Source organism: Micromonospora sp. NPDC007220 (assembly GCF_040634035.1).
Taxonomy (GTDB): Bacteria; Actinomycetota; Actinomycetes; order Mycobacteriales; family Micromonosporaceae; genus Micromonospora; species Micromonospora reichwaldensis.
Genome location: NZ_JBEYEU010000008.1, coordinates 1 through 20,191, shown reverse-complemented (window position 1 = coordinate 20,191; position 20,191 = coordinate 1). Strand labels below are relative to the sequence as shown.

Here is a 20,191-nt window from a genome sequence, read left to right as displayed (position 1 = left end):
AATCGGGCGAAGCGGCCTCGGATTGTGGGCTGTCTTACGTCGGGCGTACGGTCAGCCGGCCCCGCCGGACATCGACGATGTCGCATCCGGGCGGCCCGGACCGGCCGGCCGAGCGGTCACGGTCACCCCGGATGACCGGCGCCGATTGTCGGCTTTCCGTCGTTGTCCCGTCCACGAGACGGGCCGTAGCGTGCGGGTACCCGCCCCGCTCCGGAGGTGCCGTGCTCGACCCCGCCGCCCCCCATCTCGTCGTCAACAGCCGCACGCTCTTCTTCGGCTGGCTGCCGGCGGACCCGGACGCGGTCGCGGCGCTGGTCCCGGCCGGGCTGCGCCCGTCGGCCGACCGCCTGGTCTTCATGAACCAGTACGTGGTCGACGACGAGAGCCAGACCTCCGGCTTCGGCGCGTACTCGCTGACCTACCTCGGGGTGGCGCTGGCGGGGGTGGACGCGCCGGGCGGGATGAACCCCGGCGGCTGGTGGACGGACTACGTGACCTGTAGCGCACGGGTCCGCGCCTACGCCGCCGCGCGGGGGGCGCCCGCCGTCGTGGGCCGGACCCGCATCGAGCACCACGACGGGGAGATCGTCGCCGAGACGGAGATCGACGGCGTACCGGTGATCCGGGCCCGCTGCCAGGTGGGCGAGACGGGCCGGGCGATCAGCAGCGGCCACCACCGCTACTTCACCGCGCGCGACGGGCAGCTGCTCAGCGCCGTCTACCCGTACGTCGCCGAACCGGTCGACCCGTTCGTGATCGAGTCGGTGGAGTTCCTGGAGCCGGCCCACCCGATCTACGCGCTCCGCCCGGAGAATCCGCTGACGATCGGGTTCGGCTTCTACTCCCCGCGCGCCTCGTTCGCCTACCCCGGCGGGCTGACGGTGCACCCCGCCGACGCCGACGCCGACGCCGTCCAGGCCGTGCCCGCCCGCAGCCGGGCCGACGCCCTCTTCGTGCCCGCCTGACGATCAGCCCCCGTGCCGGGCCGGAGCGCTCACCACGTGCCCGCCCGACGGGCCCGCAGCGGCCGGCCGTCCGGGTCGTAGACCAGCCGGTACGCCGGCAGCGCCCAGGCCCGGGTGTACCAGGGCAGCCGTTCCGCCCGGTGCGGCAGCAGCCGGCCCGGGGGCCGGGGACCGGCCTGCCCGTCGTCGTACCACCGTTGCAGCGCGTCGGCGGCGGCCCTGATCGCCGTTACGGCGTCGGCCGGGTCGATCAGGTCGGCGTCCTCGCCGCCGTCGGGGTCGCGGTCCAGGTGCTCGCGCCACAGCCGCAGCCGCAGGTCCCGGGCGAAGACCCGGGCGCCGTCGCCGAGGCCGGCCGGGTCGGTCGGCGCCCGGTCGTCCCGGGTGCCGTCCAGCACCGCGCAGGACAGCTCGCTGTCGTGCGTCCAGGACCGGCGGTTGAAGTTGTCGCTGCCCACGCTGGCCCACACGTCGTCGACCACGCAGACCTTGGCGTGCACGTAGACCGGGGTGCCGGCGTGGTTCTCCACGTCGAGCACGTGCACCCGCTCGGGGGCCGCCCGCTCGCAGAGCGACAGCGCCTGCTCGCGGCCCACCATGTTGGGCGGCAGCGCCAGCCGGCCGTCCACGTCCGGGAACCGGGGGACCACGGCGACCAGGTGCAGGTCGGGATTCTCCCGCAGCGCCCGGGCGAACAGGTCGGCCACCTCGCTGGACCACAGGTACTGGTCCTCCAGGTAGATCAGCCGCCGGGCCCGCCGGACCGCCTTGGTGTAGCCGCGGGCCACCGTGCGCTCGCCGTCGGGGGCGAAGGAGTAGCGGGGCCGGACCGCCGGGTAGGTGCGGAGCACCTGGACGTCGTGCGGGCCGCAGGGCGGCGGGTCGGCCGGCTGCGGCGGCAACGGGTCGGGCCGTAGGTCCGCGCCGCGCAGCCGGTCGCGCAGGTAGGCGAGGGGGTTCTCCGAGTCCAGCGGCATCGGGTCGGTCCAGCGCTCCCGGAAGGTGGTGTCCAGCGCGCCCACCACCGGCCCCCGCACCGCGAGCTGCACGTCGTGCCAGGGCGGGTGGTTGCCGTAGCGGGCGGACATCTGCACCGCCTGCGGGTCGCCCCGGTGCGCGGCGTCGTCGCGGCGGCTGTGGCACAGGTCGATCCCGCCGGCGAAGGCGACGTCCCGTTCCGGCGCGCGCAGGTGCCGCAGCACCACCAGCTTCTGGTGGTGCGAGCCGCCCCGGCGGACCCGCTGGTCGAGCAGCACCTCGCCGCCGGCGGCGGAGACCGTCTCGCTCAGGTTGCGGTTCTCCGCCTCGCTGTAGGCCAGGAGGTCCAGGTGGGAGCGCCAGATCAGGCCCTTGACCACCACGCCCCGCTGCGCGGCGCGCGCGAAGAGCTGCGCCACGGTCGGCCCGTCCGGGCGCAACCGCTGGTCCGGGTCACCCCGCCAGTCGGTGAAGAACAGGTGGTCGCCGGCCTCCAGCGCCTGCACCTCGTCGACCAGCCGGTCGAAGTACGCGGCACCGTGAATTAACGGCTCGGCAAGGTTTCCGCTGCTCCAGACGGGTAACTCTGACACCGGGTTGGCGCGTTCGGCTGCGCTCAGGAACCAGTTGCGCGGTGCCACCGTTCCAGCCCCCCGAGGTCGACAACGTCCTCACGGTAGGACCCGTGTCGCGGGTCCGCATCCCGGCCGGCACTCCGGTGACCGGTCGGACGGCCCCCGACAGCCCGCCCGATCACGACGCGAACACCGAGGAGGCAACACCATGCCCGGCGAGACGACGAACCCCGTGACCGAGTACCGCGAGCAGGCGGTCGAAAGCGAGCGGGGCGCGCTGGTGACGGTGTTGCTCATGGTGATCCTGGGAGTCGCGGGCATCTTCGCCGTCTCCTGACGCGCCGGTGGGCGCCACGTCCCGACGCGCCGGTGGGCGCCACCCGGCCGTGCCGGGGGCGCCCACCGCCCGCGCGTGGGATCAGGGCCTCGGGGCCTGGCCGTCGGTGTGCGGCAGCCGCTCGGCGGGGACGACACCGAGCCGGCCGGCCTTGAAGTCCTCGAACGCCTGGAGCAGCTCGTCGCGGGTGTTCATGACGAACGGGCCGTAGTGCGCCACCGGCTCCCGGATCGGCTCGCCGCCCATGATGTAGAGGTCCAGCGTCGGGGTGTGGCCGTCCTGGCTGGCGTCCGCGGTGAAGGTCAGCGCGTCGCCGGGGCCGTGCACGGCGAGCTGCCCCGTGTGCACCGGCCGCCCGTCGGTGCCCACCGTGCCCCGTCCGCCCAGCACGTAGACCAGGGCGTTGAAGTCCGGCCGCCACGGCAGGTCGACGCGGGCACCCGGCTGCACGGTGACGTGCGTGATGGTGATCGGGGTGTGGGTGGAGCCCGGCCCCCGGTGCCCGGCGATCTCGCCGGCGATCACCCGGATCAGCGCGCCGCCGTCGGGCGTGGTCAGCAGGGCCGCCTCGCGACCCCGGATGTCCTGGTAGCGGGGCGGGTTCATCTTCGCGGCCCGGGGCAGGTTGACCCAGAGCTGGGTGCCGTGGAACAACCCGCCACTCATGACGAGGTGCTCCGGCGGCGCCTCGATGTGCAGCAGGCCGCTCGCGGCCGTCATCCACTGGGTGTCGCCGTTGGTGATCGTGCCGCCGCCGCCCTGCGAGTCCTGGTGGTCCATGATCCCGTCGATCATGTAGGTCACCGTCTCGAAGCCGCGGTGCGGATGCCAGGCCGTGCCCTTCGGCTCGCCCGGGGCGTAGTCCACCTCGCCCATCTGGTCCAGGTGGATGAACGGGTCCAACTCGCTCACCGGCACGCCGGCGAACGCCCGGCGGACCGGGAAGCCCTCGCCCTCGTAGCCGCTGGGCGCGGTGGTCAGCCGGCGGACCGGGCGGAACGCGGTGGACTCGTCGAGCCTGGGCAGGCGGGGCAGGACGAGCACGTTGTCGACGGTGATGGCGGGCATCGGGGGCTCCTCAGCTGTGCGGGTGGGCGGTCGACGCGTCGCGGTCCGCGCGCAGGCGCCGGCCGAGTCGCTCGAAGATCCGGGTGAGGCAGGCGACCTCGGCGTCGTCGAGGTCGTCCATCAGGTGGGCGCGCACCGACCGCAGGTGGTGCGGGGCGGCCTCGCGCAGGGCCAGCAGCCCGGCGGCGGTGAGCACGGCCTCGCTGCCGCGGCGGTCGTCGGGACAGGACTCCCGGGCGACCAGGCCGCGCCGCTGCATGGTGGTGATCTGGTACGTCAGCCGGCTGGGCGAGAAGACCAGGCGGCTCGCCAGCTCGCCCATCCGCAGCCGCTGGCCCGGCGCCTCGGAGAGCAGGACGAGCACGTGGTAGTCGGCGAAGGTGAGCGCGCTCTCGGCGCGCAGGTCGTCCTCCAGCCGTGTGTAGAGCCGCTGGCTGGCCTCGATGTAGGCGCGCCAGGCGGCGAGTCGGGTGCTGTCCAGGCTCTCGGTCACGCCATGACAGTAGCACTATTTCAAAATTTAACTAGTGTCCTGTGGGCGCGGTCACCCGCGACGCGGCGATTCCGTTCAGCTTTGAAGGGGGTACCCGGACCGGGGCGGGGCCGCCGCCGACCCGGACCGGCCGGCGCCGGCGTCCGCCCGGGGCGGACGCCGACGTCCGGACGACGGGCCCGGGGCGGTCGCGGCCGGCGGACGCCACCGGCGTGGGCCTCAGCGGGCGGGCGGTGCGGCCGCCATGTGCATCCGGCCGAGCAGCTGACGCGCCTGCTCGGCGAACTGGGCGTCCACGAGGACGGCGTACTGGCCGGCGCGCAGCGAGCTGGCCGAGGTGAAGTCGCGCCGCCCGCCGGTCATCGCGTGCGCGACCGCGCCGAACACCGCTCCCCAGATCGCGCCGACGACGAGCCCGACCAGGATCGCCGCGACCCAGTTGCCGGCGGTGAAGATGCCGAACAGCAGCCCGATGAAGAGTCCGAACCAGGCCCCCGTGCCGGCACCCGCCAGGGCCGCCCGCCCCGTCGTCATCCGGCCGAGCACGGTCTCGACCAGGGTGAGGTTCGTGCCGACGATGGCGCTGTGTTCGACCGGGAACCGGTTGTCCGCCAGGTAGTCGACGACCCGCTGGGCGGACGGATAGTCCGGATACGAGCCGATCGTCACGGTGGGCGGACCGGTCTGTGGGCCGTGCCCGTCGTGACCGGGGCCGCTCGGGCGGCCGGCCGGACCGGACGGGAGGGTGTCGCCGCCCGGCATCCCGGGCCGCCATGCCGAGGTGGGACTCGACGGTGTGGTCATGAGTTCCTCCTTCGTCACCGCCCGCGTTCCCGCCGCCGTCGCGAGGTAACGCTCAGCGGGCGGCGGCGCGCAGGTACGCGGCGGTGGCCTCGTCGGCGGGGAAGAAGGACTCGATGGAGAGCTCCTCGACCGTCACGTCCAGCGGGGTGCCGAAGGTCGAGACGGTGCTGAGGAAGGCCAGCTCGCCGCCCGGGTGACGCAGTCGCAGGGGCACGACCACGTCCCCGGCGCGGGGCAGGCCCGCCTCCGGGTCGGCCGGCCCGCCCGGGTAGCCGCGCAGCTCGTCGTGCAGCGCGCCCAGTTCGGGATCGTCGGTCAGCGCCAGGTGCCGGCGCAGCCGCCCGAGCAGGTGGGCCCGCCACTCGCCGAGGTTGGCGATCCGGGGCGCCATGCCCTCGGGGTGCAGCGTCAGCCGCAGCGCGTTGGCCGGCGGCCGGAGCAGGTGCGCGGCGACACCCTCCGTGAGCAGCGGCAGGGTGGCGTTGCCGGCCACCAGGTTCCAGCGCCGGTCCACCGCGACGGCCGGGTACGGCTCGTGCGCCCGCAGGACCCGGCGTACCGCGTCGAGGACCCGTCGCAGCTCGGGGGAGTCCAGCGGGGCGTGGGAGTAGACGGGGGCGTACCCGGCGGCCAGCAGCAGCCGGTTGCGGTCACGCAGCGGCACGTCCAGGTGCTCGGCCAACCGCAGGACCATCTCCCGGCTCGGCGCGGAGCGCCCGGTCTCCACGAAGCTGAGGTGCCGGGTGGAGATCTCCGCCCCGACCGCGAGGGCGAGCTGGCTGAGCCCGCGCCGTCTGCGCCACTGCCGCAGCAGCGCCCCGACCGGCGCCCGCCGCTCCTCCACCGCCACGGCCACGCCCACGCGCCGATTCTAGGCCGCGCCGCACGGGACGGCCCCGGGCCTCGCCCGCCCCGTGCGGGACGGGCGAGGCGCGGCGGTCAGGAGCAGGCGGTGCCGTTGAGGGTGAACCCGGTCGGGGTGGGCAGGGCGCCGCCCGGCCAGGTGCCCTGGAACCCGAGCGAGACCGTGCCGCCCGTGGGCAGGCCGGCGTTCCAGGCGGCGTTGCGCACGGTGATCCGGTCGCCCGACTGGGTCCAGTCGCCGTTCCAGCCGTTGGTCAGCCGGACCCCGGCGCCGGGGGCGAACGTGAGCGTCCAGCCGGTGAGCGCGGCGCCGTGGTTGGTCACCCGCAGCTCGGCGGTGAAGCCACCGGACCACGAGTTCGGGGTGTACGACACCGTGCAGCCGCCGGTCGGCGGGGGCGTCGTGGGCGGGGCGGTGGTCGGGGGCGCCGTCGTGGGCGGGGCGGTGGTCGGCGGGGCGGTGGTGGGGGCCGGACCGGCGGCCAGGGCCATGTCGTACGCCCGCTGCGGCACGAACTGGCCGGCCGGCGCGATGCAGCCGTCGGCCTCGCCGGGCAGCTTCACCCACAGGTACGCGTCGATGGCGGAGTCGCCGGTGGCGGTGGTGCTCGGGGTGCCGATGGCCCGCCCGGCCGGATCGCACCACTCGGAGCCGGCCGGCCCGTTGCCGTTGCGGCTGGTGTCGACGACCGCCTTGAGGCGGGACAGCCCGGTCGCCGCGATCACGGCCTTGGCGTAGGCGACCTCGTCGGCGGTGCGCCGGTAGTTGGAGACGTTGAGCGAGATGCCGTCCGCGCTGTTGGCGACGTCCGCGCCGAGCAGCCGGGAGGCGGCCTCGCCGGGGGCGAGCCACGCGGAGTGCCCGATGTCGAAGTAGACCCTCGCGGCGGCCGAGCCCGCCTTGAGCTTCCTGCCGGCGTACGCCATGGAGGCCTTCGTCTCGGCCTGCTGGGCCGCGTTCTGGCAACTGGTCATCAGCGGCAGCACGTCGGGTTCCAGGACGATGGTCGCCGGCCGTCCGGCCAGGCCGGCCGCGACCTGGTCGACCCACTGCCGGTACGTGGCGTGGTCGGGCGCGCCGCCGCCGCTCGCGCCGCTGCAGTCCCGGTTCGGGATGTTGTAGACGACCAGGATCGGCACCTTCCCGGCAGCCGCCGCCGCGCCGACCAGGGCGTCGACCTCGGACCGTACGGTCGAGGTGTTGGTCCGGGTGAACCACCGGCCCTGGGGAACGTTCGCGATCCGGCCGGATATCACGGCGGCCCGGGGGTCGCCGGGGTTGGCGGCGACCCAGGCCGCCGCGGCCGTCGCCGGGTCGACGTAGAACGCCGAGTCGGCGGCGACCGCGGCGGGTGCGCGGACGATGCCGACGGTGACGGTGGCGGCGACGGTGAGCGCCGCCGCGGCGCTCAGCGCGGCGAGTGCGGGTCTGCTTCTCACGGGATCTCCCATCCATCGAGGAGCACCGCTGGAAGCGCTCCCATGCATCGCCGTCAAACTACGTGTTGTTTGCGGCGATGTGAAGGGTCCGCGTCGAGGTCGCGACTTTCCGGGGCGGCGGGCCGGCCGCGGCGCGAGGTCCGCGGGGAGAATGGCGGGATGCGCCTGGTGATCACCGCCGACACCCACGTGCCGAAGCGGGCCCGGGACCTGCCGGAGCCCCTCTGGGCGGCGGTCGACGCCGCCGACGTGGTGCTGCACGCGGGGGACTGGGTCGACGAGGCGCTGCTGGACGCCCTCGCCGCCCGGGCCCGCCGCCTCGTCGGGGTGTACGGCAACAACGACGGGCCGGCGCTGCGCGCCCGGCTGCCGGAGGTCGCCCGGGTGGAACTCGACGGGCTGCGGATCGCCGTCGTGCACGAGACCGGCCCGAAGACCGGGCGGGAGAGCCGCTGCGCGGCCCGCTTCCCCGACACCGACGTGCTGGTCTTCGGCCACTCGCACATCCCCTGGGACACGGTCGCCCCGGGTGGCCCGCGGCTGCTCAACCCCGGCTCGCCCACCGACCGGCGGGCCCAGCCGCACGCCACGTACCTGACGGCGCGGGTGGCGGCGGGACGGCTCGACGAGGTCGAACTGCACCGCCTGCCACCGCGCCGCCCGCCCGGTCACTGACCGCGGCCGGTCTCCTCCTGGAGCTGGTCGATCCGCTTGGAGGCCTCGGCCTTCGTCAGGCCCTCCGGCGGCTCCTCGCCGGCCTCCCGGGCCAGGGTCGCCAGGTAGGACTCCTGGGCGGCGGTCGGCGGCTCCTCGCCGGTGACCCACTCGTCCGGGTCCTTGATGGCGCTCTGCGGGTCGGCCTGGCTGCTGCTGCGGTCCGTCATGGTCTCCACCTTCCTTCGAACAGACGTGCCAATACCCCGTGCGGCACCGATCCATGCCGCCCTCCGGCGCGTCGTACGCCCGGACGCGTCGGGCGTGTCTCCGGCCGTCCGGGCGACGCGGGCGCGCATACGATCACCGGATGACGGCGGCGCAGCGGGCGGGTGTGGTGGTGGTCGGCGCGGGCATCGCCGGAGTGGCGTGCGCGACGGAACTGGCCCGCGCCGGCATCCCGGTGGAGATCCGCGAGCGCGCCCGGGTCGCCGGCGGCCGGATGGCCAGCCGCCGCTTCGACGGCCGGCCGGCGGACACCGGCGCCGCCTACTTCACGGTCAGCGATCCGGACTTCGCCGAGGTGGCCGAGGGATGGCGCGCGGCCGGCCTGGCCCGCGAGTGGACCGACACCTTCGTCGCGTACGGCGCCGACGGCCGGCGTGCGGCGCCCGGCCCGATGCGCTGGGCGGCGACCCGGGGGCTGCGGACGCTGGTGGAGCACCTGGCCCGGGACCTGCCGGTGACCGTGGACCGGCTCGTGCTCGGCGTCGCGCCCGGACCGGTGGTGGACGGGCGGCCCTGCGAGGCGGTGGCGCTCGCCATGCCGGGGCCGCAGGCGGCCCTGCTGCTCGACCCGGCCCTGGCCGCCGCCACCCGGGCCACGCAGGTCCAACGCTGGTCGCCGTCCCTGGCCGGGGTGCTGCGTTTCCCGGCCCGCCGGTGGGCCACCTTCCGGGGCGCCTTCGTCAACGACCACCCGCTGCTGAACCTCGTCTGCGACGACGGCGACCGTCGCGGCGACGACGCGCCGGTGCTGGTCGCCCACACCACGCCCGGGTTCGCCGCCGGCCACCTCGCCCAGCCCTCCGGCGCCGGCCCGGCGATCGAGGAGGCCGTCCGGGACCTGCTGGGGCTGCCCGAAGCGGCGGAGCACGTGCACGTGCACCGCTGGACGTACGCGAAGCCCACCGAAGGCCCCGGCGGGACGTACCACCTCGACGCCGACGGCGTCGGGCTGGCCGGCGACGCGTTCGGCGCACCCCGGGTGCAGAGCGCCTGGCTCTCCGGTCGCGACCTCGGCCGCGCCCTCGTCACCCGCCTGGGCGCAGGGTGAGGAAGCGGCCCCTGCGCACACCGGCGGGCCGGGCGGTCAACCCCCGGCGGTGACGGGCTCGCCGGCGTGGCGGCGTTCGGACGGGTCGGACGTGCGTTCCCCCGCCCGGTCCAGCAACTGCATCACCGGGGTCGCCGCGATGCCGTGCACCACCACCGAGACGATCACCACGAGGCCGACGGTCGCCCAGAGCAGGTCCGCCTGGGGGAAGTCGGTCTTCGCGGTCGCGTACGCGATGTAGAAGAACGAGCCGACGCCCCGGATGCCGAACAGGGCGATCACCCAGTGCTCGGCCGGCCGGCCGGGCGCCCCCCGCAGCGACAACCAGCCGAGCAGCGGGCGGACCACGAAGACCAGCGCCAGTCCGACCGCGGCGGCCGGCCAGGTCAGCGGGCCCAGCAGGCCACCCACCACGGCGCCGCCGAAGAGCAGCAGCAACAGCACGGTGAGCAGCCGCTCCACCTGCTCGGCGAAGTCGTGCAGCACGGCGTGGAACTCGTGGGTGCGCTCGGCGGCCCGGATCGCCCGCGCGGCCACGAACACCGCCAGGAAGCCGTACCCGCTGACGACCTCCACCAGCCCGTACGCCAGGAAGGTCGCGGCCAGCGCGAGGAAGCCCTCCGAGTGCCGGGCCAGCCGCAGCTTGCTCGGGGCCCGGAAGAAGAGCTTGCCGAGCAGCCACCCGACCAGCCACCCGCCCGCCACCCCCGCCGCCACCTTCCAGAGCACGTCCACGCCGAGCCAGTGACCCAGCCAGTCGCCGGGGGCGAGGCTGGTGGTGGCGATGGCGATGGCCGCGTACACGAAGGGGAAGGCCAGCCCGTCGTTCAGCCCGGCCTCGGAGGTGAGGGCGAAGCGGACCTCGTCCTCGGAGTCCTCGACGTCGGTGGGCTCGCCGACCTGCACGTCGGCGGCGAGCACCGGATCGGTCGGGGCGAGGGCCGCCCCCAGCAGCAGCGCGGCGGCCGGGACCAGCCCGGCCCACCACCAGCCGAGCACCGCCACCGCCACGATGCACAGCGGCATGGCGATGGCCAGCAGCCGCCAGGTCGACGACCAGCGGGCCCAGCTCAACGGCCGGTCGATCTTCAGCCCGGCACCCATCAGCGCGACGAGGACGCCGATCTCGGTGAGGTGGGTGGCGATCTCCGGGTGCGCGAGCGGGTCGGGGTCCGGCAGCCCGATGGGGAGGAGGAAGACCAGCATGCCCAGCCCCAGGAAGGCGATCGGCATGGACAGTGGCCGGCGTTCGAGCACGCGGGGCAGGATCCCCGCCAGCAGCGCGCCCAGACCGACCACCGCGAACGCCACGTCTACCGGCTCCACGACCCCACCTCTCCGCCTCGCCCACGGCGTGCGGGCAGGTGGTGCAAGTCCTTGCCCCCGGAAGACTTCTCGTATTCCTCTTCGGAGCGACGGAGCCGGCGGCGGTCACCCCGCCCGGGTGACCGGCGAGTCGTCGAGGGCGGCGAGCAGCGCGGCGGGATCCTCGTAGACGGCCACCGCACCGGCCCCGGCCAGCTCGCCCCGGCCGGTGCCGCCGCAGGTCAGACCGACGCAGGGGATGTCCAGCTCGCCGGCGGCGGCGACGTCCCACACCGAGTCACCGACGAAGACCACGCGTTCGGCGGCGAGCCCGGACTGCTCCAGCGCGGCGACCAGGATGTCCGGCGCCGGCTTGCTCTCCCGCGCGTCCGCCGAGCTGGTGATCGTGTGGATCACGTCGTCGGCGGCCAGCGCCCGGCGCAGCGCGGTCACCTCGTGCTCGGCGGCGGAGGTCGCCAGCACCACCCGAAGTCCCCGCTCCGCGCAGGCGCGCAGCAGGTCGGCGGCGCGGGGCAGCGGGACCAGCCGCTCCCAGTACTCGGCGAAGAGGGTGTCATGGGCGGCGCGCAGCTTCTGGTCCGCGCTCCGGTCGCGCTCCGGGCCGAGCAGGTGGTCGAGCAGCTTGTCCGAGCCCATCCCGATGGCGCGGTGGATCGTCGCCATGGGTACGGGCCGGTCGGTCTGGCGCAGCGCCTCCCACCAGCTCACGGTGTGCAGGTAGGTGGTGTCGACCAGGGTGCCGTCCACGTCGAAGAGGACACCGGTGGGCTTGTCGGTGGGCATACGGTCCTCCTACCCCGTCGGGCCGGGCTGACGCCCCCGCTCACGCGGGCGGGATGAGGATCTCGAACCAGACCGTCGAGCCGCGTACGGTCGGGTCCGTCCCCCACGCGTCGCTCAGCTCCTCGATCAGCCCCAGTCCCCGGCCCCGACTGCTGAGCGTGTCGGTCTGCGCGCGGGTCACCGTGCCCCGGGTGCCCGAGTCGGCGACCGACACCAGCAGCCGCTCCGGGCTGAGGTCGATCTCCACCCGGGCGGCCGTGCCGGCGTGCAGCAGGGCGTTGGTGGTCAGCTCGCTGGTGCAGAGCACCGCCGCGCCGATGATCGACTCGGGCACCTGCCACTCCGCGAGCTGGGCGGTCATCCAGTGCCGTACCCGGCTCGGCGCGGTCGGCTCGGCCGGCACCTCCATGCTCGTCGACCGGGACGGCCGCAGCGCGTGCTCCACCGCCAGCACCGCGACGTCGTCCTCGGTGGCGCCGGGCACCGCCGCGGTGGCCACCGCGCACAACGCGCGGGGGTCGCCGCTGCCCGCGCCGGCCACGGCGACGGCCAGGGCGTCCAGGCCGGTCGTCAGGTCCTGCCAGCGCCGCTCCACCACACCGTCGCTGAACAGCAGCAGCGTGTCGCCGGGGGCGAAGGGCACCGTGACGGTGCGCGGCCGGCAGCCCAGGCCCAGCGGGGCGCCCGCGGGCACGTCGAGGTACTCGGCGACCGGGTCGCCGTCCGGGGCGCACCGGCGGATCAGCGGCGCGGGGTGACCGGCGCTGGCCAGGGTGAGCCGCTGCCGGTCGACGTCGACGACCCCGAAGACCACCGTCACGAACAGCTCGTGCGTGTCGCCCTCGGCGCCCAGGCTGGTCACCAACCGGTCGAGCCCGGCCAGCACGGCGTCGGGGCGGGGGTCGGTCAGCGCCAGCGCCCGCAGCGCCGCGCGGACCTGACCCATCCGGGCCGCGGCCTGCACGTCGTGGCCGGCGACGTCGCCGAGCACGATCCCCAGGCCGCCGTCGGGCAGCAGGAAGGCGTCGTAGAAGTCCCCACCGGCGGCGTTGCCGTCGACGCCCGGGTCGTAGCGGGCGGCGATCCGCATCCGGGGCAGGTCGGGCAGGTGCTCCGGCAGCATGCTGCGTTGCAGCAGCTGGGCCGTGCCGTGCTGGGTCTCGAACCGGCGGGCCCGCTCGGCGGCCTGGCCGACCAGCTCGGCCGACGCGGCCAGCAGCGCGCGCCGGGCGGCCGACCAGACGTGCGGGACCTGGTAGCCGACCGTCAGCCCGCCGCGCACCACCGAGGCCCGCAGCGGCACCGCCGCGAGCGAGCGGACCTTCTGGTCGTGCCGGTCCACCGAGATGTCCCGCAGCGGCTGGCCGTCGTCGACGAAGTACGGCACGCCGCTGCGGGCGGAGGTCACCACCGGCCCCAGCCAGTCCGGCGGGACGCGCCGCCACAGCGGGGGGAGTCGCTCGTCGGCCTCGTCCATCAGCTCGCCACGGATGCGCCGGACCATCCGCCAGCCGCCGCCGCCCTCGTCGACGGCGAACGAGACCCGGTCGGCGTCGAACACGGTGATCGCGTAGCGCAGCGCGACCCGGGCCACGTCGTCCAGGGTGAGGGTGCCGGCGAGCGCCGCGGCGAAGTCGCTGAGGCTCTGCAACTGCTGGGTGACCTGGGTGGTCTCCGCGGCCACGGTCAGCACGCCGACGATCCGCCCGGCGCTGTCGCGCACGGGGGAGTAGCCCCGGGTGAAGACCGACTGCTCGACCAGGCCGGGACGGCGGTGCAGCGGGAGCGTGGTCTCCTTCTCCAGGAACGGCTCCCCGGAGCGGTAGGTGTGCGCGATGGCGTCCCCGACGCCGGGCAGCGGCCAGGACTCGGCGAACACCTGGGCCGCCGGCCGGCCCACCGCGTCGGGGTGCCGGTCGCCGATCAGCTCCGCGTACGCGTCGTTGTAGACGAGCAGGTGCTCGTCGCCCAGGGTGAGGGCCATCGGCACGGGCGAGGCGAGGAGCAGTTCGGTGGCGGCCCGGACCGCCGGGTCCCACGTCCGCCACGCACCGAGCGGGGTGCCACCCCAGTCGTGGCGCGGGACGGCGGCCGCCATGCCCGACGCGGAGGGCGTTCCCGAGACCGGGGCTGGTGGGTTCGGGACCCGTCCGACCGTTCCTGGCATGAGCGCAGCCTAGCCGGAGGGTCCGTCGGCAGTTTCCGATCATGCCCCGCGCGTCGCCGGGGCCGGACGTTCGGGCAGGTCAGGGCCATTCTGCGGTGACATGTCGGGAAAAACCCGGGGACTCCGACGGCGTGCCGCGTCGGTGGCGGGGTAAGCGCGCGGCGCAGTCCATGCGACAGGAGGGACATCATGCCGGAAAGCCTCGCGGTCAGGCAGGTCGACATCGGCAACGCCGTGGCCGACATGTGGAGGTCGGTGCTGCTCTTCATACCGCGGGCCATCGCGTTCATCGCGATCCTCGTGGTCGGATGGCTCATCGCCAGAGCCGTGCTCAAGATCGTGGACACGGCGCTGGAACGGGTCGGGTTCGACAGGGCGGTGGAACGGGGCGGCATCAAGCGTGCGCTGGAACGCACCAAGTACGACGCCAGTGACATCCTGGCGAGACTGGCGTACTACGCCGTGCTGCTGTTCACCCTGCAGTTCGCCTTCGGGGTGTGGGGACCCAACGCGATCAGTGACCTGATCAGCGGCGTGGTCGCCTGGCTGCCACGCGCCTTCGTGGCGATCATCATCATCGTCGTGGCCGCCGCGATCGCCAACGCCGTCCGGGATCTGGTCACCGGGGCGCTGGGCGGGCTCGCGTACGGCAAGGTCCTGGCGGACCTGGTGGCGGTCTTCATCCTCGCGCTGGGTGTGATCGCCGCGCTGAACCAGGTGGGCATCGCCACCACGGTGACCACACCGGTGCTGATCGCGGTGCTCGCCACCGTGGCCGGCATCCTGATCATCGGTGTCGGCGGTGGCCTGGTGCGGCCGATGCAGAACCGCTGGGAAGGCTGGCTGAACCGGATGGCCGAGGAGTCGCGGGCGGTGCAGGAGCACCGCCGGGCCCGGGAGGCCGGTCAGACCGACGTCGGCCGGCAGATGGCGGACCGGACGGCGGCCGAGCGCACCGAGGTCATGCCCCGCGGGCAGGAGTCCGCGACGGCCGGCGGGCGCGGCACGTACCAGTCGGGGAGCGTCAGCGACGAGACCCAGCAGTTCCGCCGCTGACCTGGTGGTGAGCGAGACGGGGAGGGGTGTCCGCGGACGTGCGGGCGCCCCTCCGGCGTGTCCGGCCGGGGTCCGGGGCCCGCCCGGGCTTCAGATCAGCGGGAGCGGAGCGGTCGCCGGGGCCCCGAGCGAGCGGGTCAGCGCGCAGACCGCGAGCAGCCGGGTGAGCAGCCAGTCCGGTGCGGACCAGTCCACCGGGGCCGCCGGCGGCTGCCAGCCGTGCTCCAGCGCGGCGGCGCGGACGCCCTCCGCGTAGCCGGCGAGGGCGGCGGCGCTCAGCGGCCGGCGGTCGCCGTCCAGGCTCTCCCGCACCGCCGCGGCGTGCTGGTCGACCAGGGCGAGCAGGCCCGGACGCGCGGCGGCGGCGGCCAGTCCTTCGGCGCCGACCGAGGTGGACAGGAGAGCGAGGGTGGCTCGCGCCGAACTGGCGGCGGAACGGGCCTCGACCCGGGTGAACGGCACACGCATGGTGACCGAGGCTATCCGGCCGTGACCAGGGTCGACCTCGGCCGGTCGGCGGGTTTTTGACCCTCCCCCGAACGGTCAGCGGGCGGCGCGGGGGGTTGATCCGACGCGGGTGGGGCAGGAGAAAACCGCCCGGACGGGCACAGCGCAAACCTGGAGGAACGGATGGGACGACACGAGGACGGGCCGGACGAACGGCACCGCAGGCCCGCCGGGGTCAGCGACGAGACGGTGGCGGCGCTCGGCAAGCTGAGCGAGGCGCTGGAGTGCGTCGAGCGGGTCCGCGGTCACCTCTACTCGCTGCACCAGCTGGTGGGGCACGCCGACCTGATGCTCGACGACGCCGTGGAGATGTTCCGCGCCGCCGGGCACGACCGGATCGCCGACCGGATCGACACCGACCTGCTGGGCCGCAACGTGATCGCCGGACGGTGGACGTTCCAGATCGTCGAGGACTTCGACGACAACTACTACGCCCTCTTCCGTGACCTGGACCGGGCCGCCCGGGAGGAGCTGGTCGGCGGTCGCCGGCACCTCTACGAGGCGGAGATGAAGGAGCGGCGGCGCAGCCGGGGCCGACCCGGGCACGAGGCACGCCCCGACGGCGGAGGCTAGCCGCGTGCGCCCCCGCCGTGCGCGCGGCGGGGGCGCACGCCGCGTCGGCGGGTGGGCTGGCTGTACGGCCCAGGGACAGCTAGCGCGCCGCGACCGGGTGCTCCTCGGCCGCGATGCGCAGCGCCTCGACCAGGCGGCGGTAGAGGTCGTCGCCGGCCAGCAGCTCGGCGTGGGTGCCCTGGGCCCGGATCCGGCCGTGCTCCAGCACCACGATCCGGTCGGCGTCGAGCACCGTGGAGAGCCGGTGTGCGATGGTCAGCACGGCGCCGACCGCCGCGCGCTGCCGGACGCACTCCTGCAACGCCGCCTCGGTCAGCCCGTCGACCTGCGCGGTCGCCTCGTCGAGCAGCAGCACGTCGGGGGTGCGCAGCATGGCCCGGGCCAGGGCGATGCGCTGGCGCTCCCCGCCGGACACCTCCGTCGACGACAGCGACGTGTCCAGTCCGTCCGGCAGTGAGTCGATCTTGTCGTCGAGCCGGACGGCGCGCAGCACCGCCCGGATCTCCTCCTCCGTGGCGTCCGGATGGGTGAACCGCAGGTTGTCGCGGATGGTGCCGGGCACCACCGGCGTCTCCTGCTCGACGTACGCCAGCCGGGCCCGCACCTGGTCGTGCCCGTGGGCCGCGTACGGTCGGCCGTCGAGCAGCAGTTGCCCCCGCTCAGGCTCGAGGAAGCGCAGGATCAGCGAGAAGAGCGTGGTCTTGCCGGCTCCCGAGGGCCCCACGATCGCGGTGTGCCCACGCCGGGGGACGGCCAGGTCGATGTCCCGCACCGCCGGGGGCGCCTCCGGGCCGTACCGGGCGGTGACCCCGCGGAACACGAGCACCGGCTGCTCCGCGTCGGGCGTCGGCGCGCGTTCCGCCGGGGCGGGCGCCGGTCCCGCCGGCTCGGTCGCGATGGTCTCGACCTCGCGGATCCGTCCCGCCGCCGCGATCCCCGCCTGCAACGCCGTGGTGTTCTGGGTCAGCTCGGTGATCGGCCCCATCAGCTGGAACGTGTACAGCAGGAAGGCGATCAGGCTGGAGATCTCCAGCAGGCCGTGCTGGGCCCGCCAGGCGCCGATGCCCAGGATCGCGATCACCGCGAGCTGGATCCCCGTCCAGGCGATCGTCCAGACCGACGCCGTCACCCGCGCGGCCCGTACGCTGTGCGTCGCCGCCTGTCGGGCGTCGGCGACGATCCGCTCGGTCAACCGGGCTTCCGCCCGGCTGGCCTTGACCGTGCGGATCGCGCGCAGCGCCCCCTCCAGGACGCCGCCCAGCGCGCCCGTCGACTCCTGCGCCGCGGCCTGCGCCTGCCCGATGCGGGGCATCAGTGCGCCCATGACCGCGGCGACGACCAGCACGGCGGCCACGGTGCAGCCGAGCAGGAACAGGTCGAGCACCCCCATCAGCACGAGGGTGCCGGCCAGGGCGATGCCGGCGTTGACCAGGCCGACGATGCTGCCGGACGCCTCGCGTAGCAGCTGGGTGTCGGAGGTGGCCCGGGTGACCAGTTCGCCGGTGGGGCGGCGTTGCAGGTCGCCGACGCGGGCCTGGAAGTAGTGCCGGACGATCGAGGCCCGCGCGTCGAGCACGACGCGCTCGGCCAGCGTTCCGAGCAGCCGCCACTGCCACAGCGAGACGGCCGCGCCGACGACGACGAGCGCCAGCAGGGCGCCGATCGGGCGGGCCATCGACTCGCCGGCGCCGAGCGTGTCCAGGACCCACTTGGTGACCATCGGCGTCGCGAGCCCGGCCGCGTTGGCGGCGAGCCCCAGCACGAGACCGAGGAGCATCGTCCGCCGGTGCGGGACGAGGAACGAGGTGAGCGTGCGCAACCGGGAGAACGCCGGGGCGGAAGGAGTCATGCCCTGAATGGAACACCAGTGTTCCATTCAGGGCAACCGGTATTCCGAAAGGACGTGTTGGTATCCTCGCCGACGTGACCGACCAGCAGGTGTCCGGCAGTCGCGCCCGGACCCGCCAGGCCATCGTCGACGCGGCGATCGAGGTGTGGGGGCGCAACCCCGCCGCCTCCCTCGGCGACATCGCCGCCGCCGCCGACGTGGGGCGTACGACGTTGCACCGCTACTTCGCCGAGCGGGCCGACCTGTTCGGGGCGGTCGGCGCCGAGGCCGGCGCCCGGCTGGACCGGGCGACCGCCCAGGCGCGGATCGCCGAGGGCACCGGTGCGTCGGCCGTGCGCCGGCTCTGCCAGGAGTACTTCGACCTCGGCACTCTGCTCTCGCTGATCTTCACCGAGCCGGAGACCGGTGCCGGTTCCATCGACGGCGGGTGCGACCCGAACTTCGTCGCGATGGTCGAACGCGGGCACCGCGACGGCACCATCGACCCGGAGCTGCCGGCGGGGTGGGTGCAGAGCCTGATCTGGTCCCAGTTGTACGCCGGCTGGGCCTACCTGGCCGAGACCGGTGCCTCCCGGCACGAGGTGCTGCGCCTGATCCTGCGCACCGTCGACGGCGCGATCGCGGTCAAGCCGGGATGATCCGGCCGGCGCGGCGGGATGCCGTCGCGCCGGCTGCCGCGTCACTCCATGGAGCGGGCGTCCGCCGGGCGGCGGCGGGCCGCGTCGTCGGCGATGATCACGGTCGCCACCATCAGCGCGACGCAGAGGCTGAACAACCAGGAGTCGTCCGATGCCAGCTTGGCGGAGACGGGAGCCTGCAGCGCGGCGAGGAGGAAGCCGAGCCATGCCAGGCGGCGCTGACGCGTGGAGAGGATGCCGGAGCCCTGATGCATCCCGAAAGTCTTGCGCGCGACCCGGCGCTTGCCGTCAGCCGAACGGCCGATTCTGGATGAGCTGTCCGTTTTACCGCCCGTCCGGACCGTAATCTTCGTCCCACCGGGGGAGGCGGACTGGCGCCGCCGCCGACTCAGGGCAGGATGTTCCTCCGTGTCCACCGCCCCGCCCCGCGCCTCGCTGCTCCTGCTGGCCTACCTCGCCTTCGTCAGCCTCGGCCTGCCCGACGGCCTGATCGGCGTGGGCTGGCCCTCGATCCGGGCCGACTTCGGCGTGCCCACCGAGGCCGTCGGCCTCGTGCTCACCGCCGGCACCGCCGGGTACCTGACCTCCAGCGTGCTGGCCGGCTTCACGCTGGCCCGGCTCGGCGTCGGCTGGCTGCTCGCCGGCAGCACGCTGCTGGCCAGCCTCGCGCTCACCGGCTACGCGTCGACGCCCGGGCTCACCCTGATGGTGGGCTGCGCGCTGGTGCTCGGCCTCGGCTCCGGCGCGATCGACTCCGGCCTGAACGCGTACGCCGCCGGCGCCTTCGGCCCCCGGCACATGAACTGGATGCACGCGTTCTTCGGCCTCGGCGTGGCGCTCGGACCGTTGATCATGACCGGTGCGCTCAGCGCCGGGCTCTCCTGGCGCTGGGGCTACGGCCTGGTGGCGGGGGCCCAGTTCGCGCTGGCCGCCGCGTTCGCGCTGACCGTGCGGGCCTGGCGGGACCGCGCCCCGGCCCGCGAGCCCGCCGGGGAGGCGGCCGTCGCCCCACCGACCGTCACCCGGGTACGCGAGACGCTGCGCCTGCCGGCGGTCTGGCTCGGCGCGTCGGCCTTCGCTGTCTACGTGGCCATCGAGGTGGCGGCCGGGCTCTGGGCGTTCCTGCTGCTGACCGAGGGACGCGGCCTCGGCGCGGCCGTTGCCGGCGTCTGCGTCTCGGGCTACTGGGGCAGCCTGTTCGTCGGGCGCGTGGTGCAGGGCGTGGTGGCCGAACGGCTGGGCGCGGCGGTGGTGCTGCGGGGCAGCCTCGCCGGGATGGCGGTCGGCGCGGTCCTGATCGCGCTGCCGGCACCGGCCTGGGTCGCCGTGGCCGGGCTGTTCGTCGTCGGCTTCGCCGCCGCACCGGTCTTCCCGCTGCTCACCCTCACCACCGCCGAGCGGGTCGGTGCGGCGCACGCGGACCGGACCATCGGGCTCCAGATCGCCGCGGCCGGGCTGGGCGGCGCGCTGGTGCCCGCCGGCATCGGGGTGCTGCTCGGCAACACCTCGGTCGAGCTGCTCGGGCCGGCGCTCGTCATCCTCGCGCTGGGCCTGATCGCCCTGCACGCGGCCGGCACCCGCCGGCCGGCCCCCACGCCCCGCTGAGCGGCGCGGACCGTCGCGTCGAGCGGCCCGGACCCGTGGCCTCGGACGGCCCGGACCTTTCGCGTCGAGCGGCGGGGGGGGGGGGGGCCCGGGGGGGGCCCCCCCCCGCCCCCCCCCGGGGCCCACGCCGGGCGAGCGCGCCCGCCCGGCGCAGAAGAGAAAAGAAGAAAAAG

General features: G+C 74.9%; 21 protein-coding genes. 8 read left to right on the top strand and 13 right to left on the bottom strand.

Annotated elements, in window-relative coordinates; all coding sequences use genetic code 11:
- Positions 1-221: 221 nt before the first annotated feature.
- On the top strand, positions 222-965 hold the full coding sequence (locus ABZ573_RS17125; RefSeq protein ID WP_358118970.1) for a hypothetical protein: 744 nt from the start codon (positions 222-224) through the stop codon (positions 963-965).
- Positions 966-994: 29 nt separating this feature from the next.
- Here ABZ573_RS17125 and ABZ573_RS17120 read toward each other — a convergent pair whose 3' ends face one another.
- Entirely contained in the window at positions 995-2,584 is a 1,590-nt protein-coding gene (locus ABZ573_RS17120; RefSeq protein ID WP_358118968.1) for a phospholipase D-like domain-containing protein, read from the bottom strand.
- Positions 2,585-2,726: 142 nt separating this feature from the next.
- On the opposite strand from ABZ573_RS17120, the gene ABZ573_RS17115 reads away from it, so the two are divergent.
- Complete coding sequence (locus ABZ573_RS17115; protein ID WP_255474758.1) at positions 2,727-2,855, top strand: hypothetical protein; 129 nt, start codon at positions 2,727-2,729, stop codon at positions 2,853-2,855.
- A gap of 81 nt (positions 2,856-2,936) precedes the next feature.
- Here the strand turns inward: ABZ573_RS17115 and ABZ573_RS17110 are convergent, their stop codons facing one another.
- The 5 genes from ABZ573_RS17110 to ABZ573_RS17090 all read right to left on the bottom strand — a co-directional run bounded on the left by ABZ573_RS17110 (position 2,937) and on the right by ABZ573_RS17090 (position 7,524).
- Entirely contained in the window at positions 2,937-3,923 is a 987-nt protein-coding gene (locus tag ABZ573_RS17110) for a pirin family protein (protein ID WP_151456267.1), read from the bottom strand.
- A 10-nt stretch (positions 3,924-3,933) separates the two neighbouring features.
- On the bottom strand, positions 3,934-4,416 hold the full coding sequence (locus tag ABZ573_RS17105; protein WP_151456268.1) for a MarR family transcriptional regulator: 483 nt from the start codon (positions 4,414-4,416) through the stop codon (positions 3,934-3,936).
- Positions 4,417-4,635: 219 nt separating this feature from the next.
- Entirely contained in the window at positions 4,636-5,220 is a 585-nt protein-coding gene (locus ABZ573_RS17100) for a general stress protein (protein ID WP_151456269.1), read from the bottom strand.
- Between the two features lie 52 nt (positions 5,221-5,272).
- A complete protein-coding gene (locus ABZ573_RS17095) occupies positions 5,273-6,082 on the bottom strand; it encodes a helix-turn-helix transcriptional regulator (protein ID WP_327027621.1) in 810 nt (269 codons plus the stop codon).
- Between the two features lie 77 nt (positions 6,083-6,159).
- Positions 6,160-7,524 (bottom strand): glycoside hydrolase family 6 protein, encoded by a 1,365-nt coding sequence (locus ABZ573_RS17090; RefSeq protein ID WP_358118964.1) that lies wholly within the window; start codon positions 7,522-7,524, stop codon positions 6,160-6,162.
- A 159-nt stretch (positions 7,525-7,683) separates the two neighbouring features.
- On the opposite strand from ABZ573_RS17090, the gene ABZ573_RS17085 reads away from it, so the two are divergent.
- Positions 7,684-8,199 carry a YfcE family phosphodiesterase gene (locus ABZ573_RS17085; protein ID WP_358118962.1) on the top strand — a complete coding sequence of 172 codons (516 nt, stop codon included), beginning with the start codon at positions 7,684-7,686 and terminating at the stop codon, positions 8,197-8,199.
- Here ABZ573_RS17085 and ABZ573_RS17080 read toward each other — a convergent pair.
- A complete protein-coding gene (locus tag ABZ573_RS17080; RefSeq protein ID WP_327027624.1) occupies positions 8,193-8,408 on the bottom strand; it encodes a DUF3072 domain-containing protein in 216 nt (71 codons plus the stop codon). The two genes, ABZ573_RS17085 and ABZ573_RS17080, sit on opposite strands and share 7 nt — an antisense overlap.
- Positions 8,409-8,572: 164 nt before the next feature.
- Between ABZ573_RS17080 and ABZ573_RS17075 the strand changes: the two genes are divergently transcribed.
- Positions 8,573-9,514 carry an FAD-dependent oxidoreductase gene (locus ABZ573_RS17075; RefSeq protein ID WP_192581624.1) on the top strand — a complete coding sequence of 314 codons (942 nt, stop codon included), beginning with the start codon at positions 8,573-8,575 and terminating at the stop codon, positions 9,512-9,514.
- 36 nt (positions 9,515-9,550) lie between these two features.
- On the opposite strand, the gene ABZ573_RS17070 is transcribed toward ABZ573_RS17075, so the two are convergent.
- From ABZ573_RS17070 to ABZ573_RS17060, 3 genes are all read right to left on the bottom strand, one after another.
- Positions 9,551-10,840, bottom strand: coding sequence for a cation:proton antiporter (locus ABZ573_RS17070; protein ID WP_327027625.1), 1,290 nt, complete (start codon positions 10,838-10,840; stop codon positions 9,551-9,553).
- 105 nt (positions 10,841-10,945) lie between these two features.
- Entirely contained in the window at positions 10,946-11,623 is a 678-nt protein-coding gene (locus tag ABZ573_RS17065) for an HAD family hydrolase (RefSeq protein WP_151455763.1), read from the bottom strand.
- Between the two features lie 40 nt (positions 11,624-11,663).
- Positions 11,664-13,790, bottom strand: a complete 2,127-nt coding sequence (locus ABZ573_RS17060) for a SpoIIE family protein phosphatase (protein ID WP_358118959.1) — start codon at positions 13,788-13,790, stop codon at positions 11,664-11,666.
- Positions 13,791-13,979: 189 nt separating this feature from the next.
- Between ABZ573_RS17060 and ABZ573_RS17055 the strand changes: the two genes are divergently transcribed.
- A complete protein-coding gene (locus ABZ573_RS17055) occupies positions 13,980-14,846 on the top strand; it encodes a hypothetical protein (RefSeq protein WP_151455765.1) in 867 nt (288 codons plus the stop codon).
- A gap of 90 nt (positions 14,847-14,936) precedes the next feature.
- Here ABZ573_RS17055 and ABZ573_RS17050 read toward each other — a convergent pair whose 3' ends face one another.
- Positions 14,937-15,314: a DUF6401 family natural product biosynthesis protein gene (locus tag ABZ573_RS17050; RefSeq protein WP_358118957.1), complete on the bottom strand. Its 378-nt coding sequence runs from the start codon at positions 15,312-15,314 to the stop codon at positions 14,937-14,939.
- Between the two features lie 162 nt (positions 15,315-15,476).
- On the opposite strand from ABZ573_RS17050, the gene ABZ573_RS17045 reads away from it, so the two are divergent.
- The gene (locus tag ABZ573_RS17045; protein WP_151455767.1) at positions 15,477-15,926 is read left to right on the top strand and encodes a hypothetical protein; all 450 of its coding nucleotides are present in this window, start codon (positions 15,477-15,479) and stop codon (positions 15,924-15,926) included.
- 79 nt (positions 15,927-16,005) lie between these two features.
- On the opposite strand, the gene ABZ573_RS17040 is transcribed toward ABZ573_RS17045, so the two are convergent.
- The gene (locus ABZ573_RS17040) at positions 16,006-17,775 is read right to left on the bottom strand and encodes an ABC transporter ATP-binding protein (RefSeq protein WP_327027629.1); all 1,770 of its coding nucleotides are present in this window, start codon (positions 17,773-17,775) and stop codon (positions 16,006-16,008) included.
- Positions 17,776-17,849: 74 nt separating this feature from the next.
- Between ABZ573_RS17040 and ABZ573_RS17035 the strand changes: the two genes are divergently transcribed.
- Positions 17,850-18,413 (top strand): TetR/AcrR family transcriptional regulator, encoded by a 564-nt coding sequence (locus tag ABZ573_RS17035; protein WP_358118954.1) that lies wholly within the window; start codon positions 17,850-17,852, stop codon positions 18,411-18,413.
- A gap of 41 nt (positions 18,414-18,454) precedes the next feature.
- Here the strand turns inward: ABZ573_RS17035 and ABZ573_RS17030 are convergent, their stop codons facing one another.
- Positions 18,455-18,667: a hypothetical protein gene (locus ABZ573_RS17030; protein WP_132235960.1), complete on the bottom strand. Its 213-nt coding sequence runs from the start codon at positions 18,665-18,667 to the stop codon at positions 18,455-18,457.
- 154 nt (positions 18,668-18,821) lie between these two features.
- On the opposite strand from ABZ573_RS17030, the gene ABZ573_RS17025 reads away from it, so the two are divergent.
- The gene (locus ABZ573_RS17025) at positions 18,822-20,018 is read left to right on the top strand and encodes an MFS transporter (RefSeq protein ID WP_358118952.1); all 1,197 of its coding nucleotides are present in this window, start codon (positions 18,822-18,824) and stop codon (positions 20,016-20,018) included.
- Positions 20,019-20,191 lie beyond the last annotated feature (173 nt).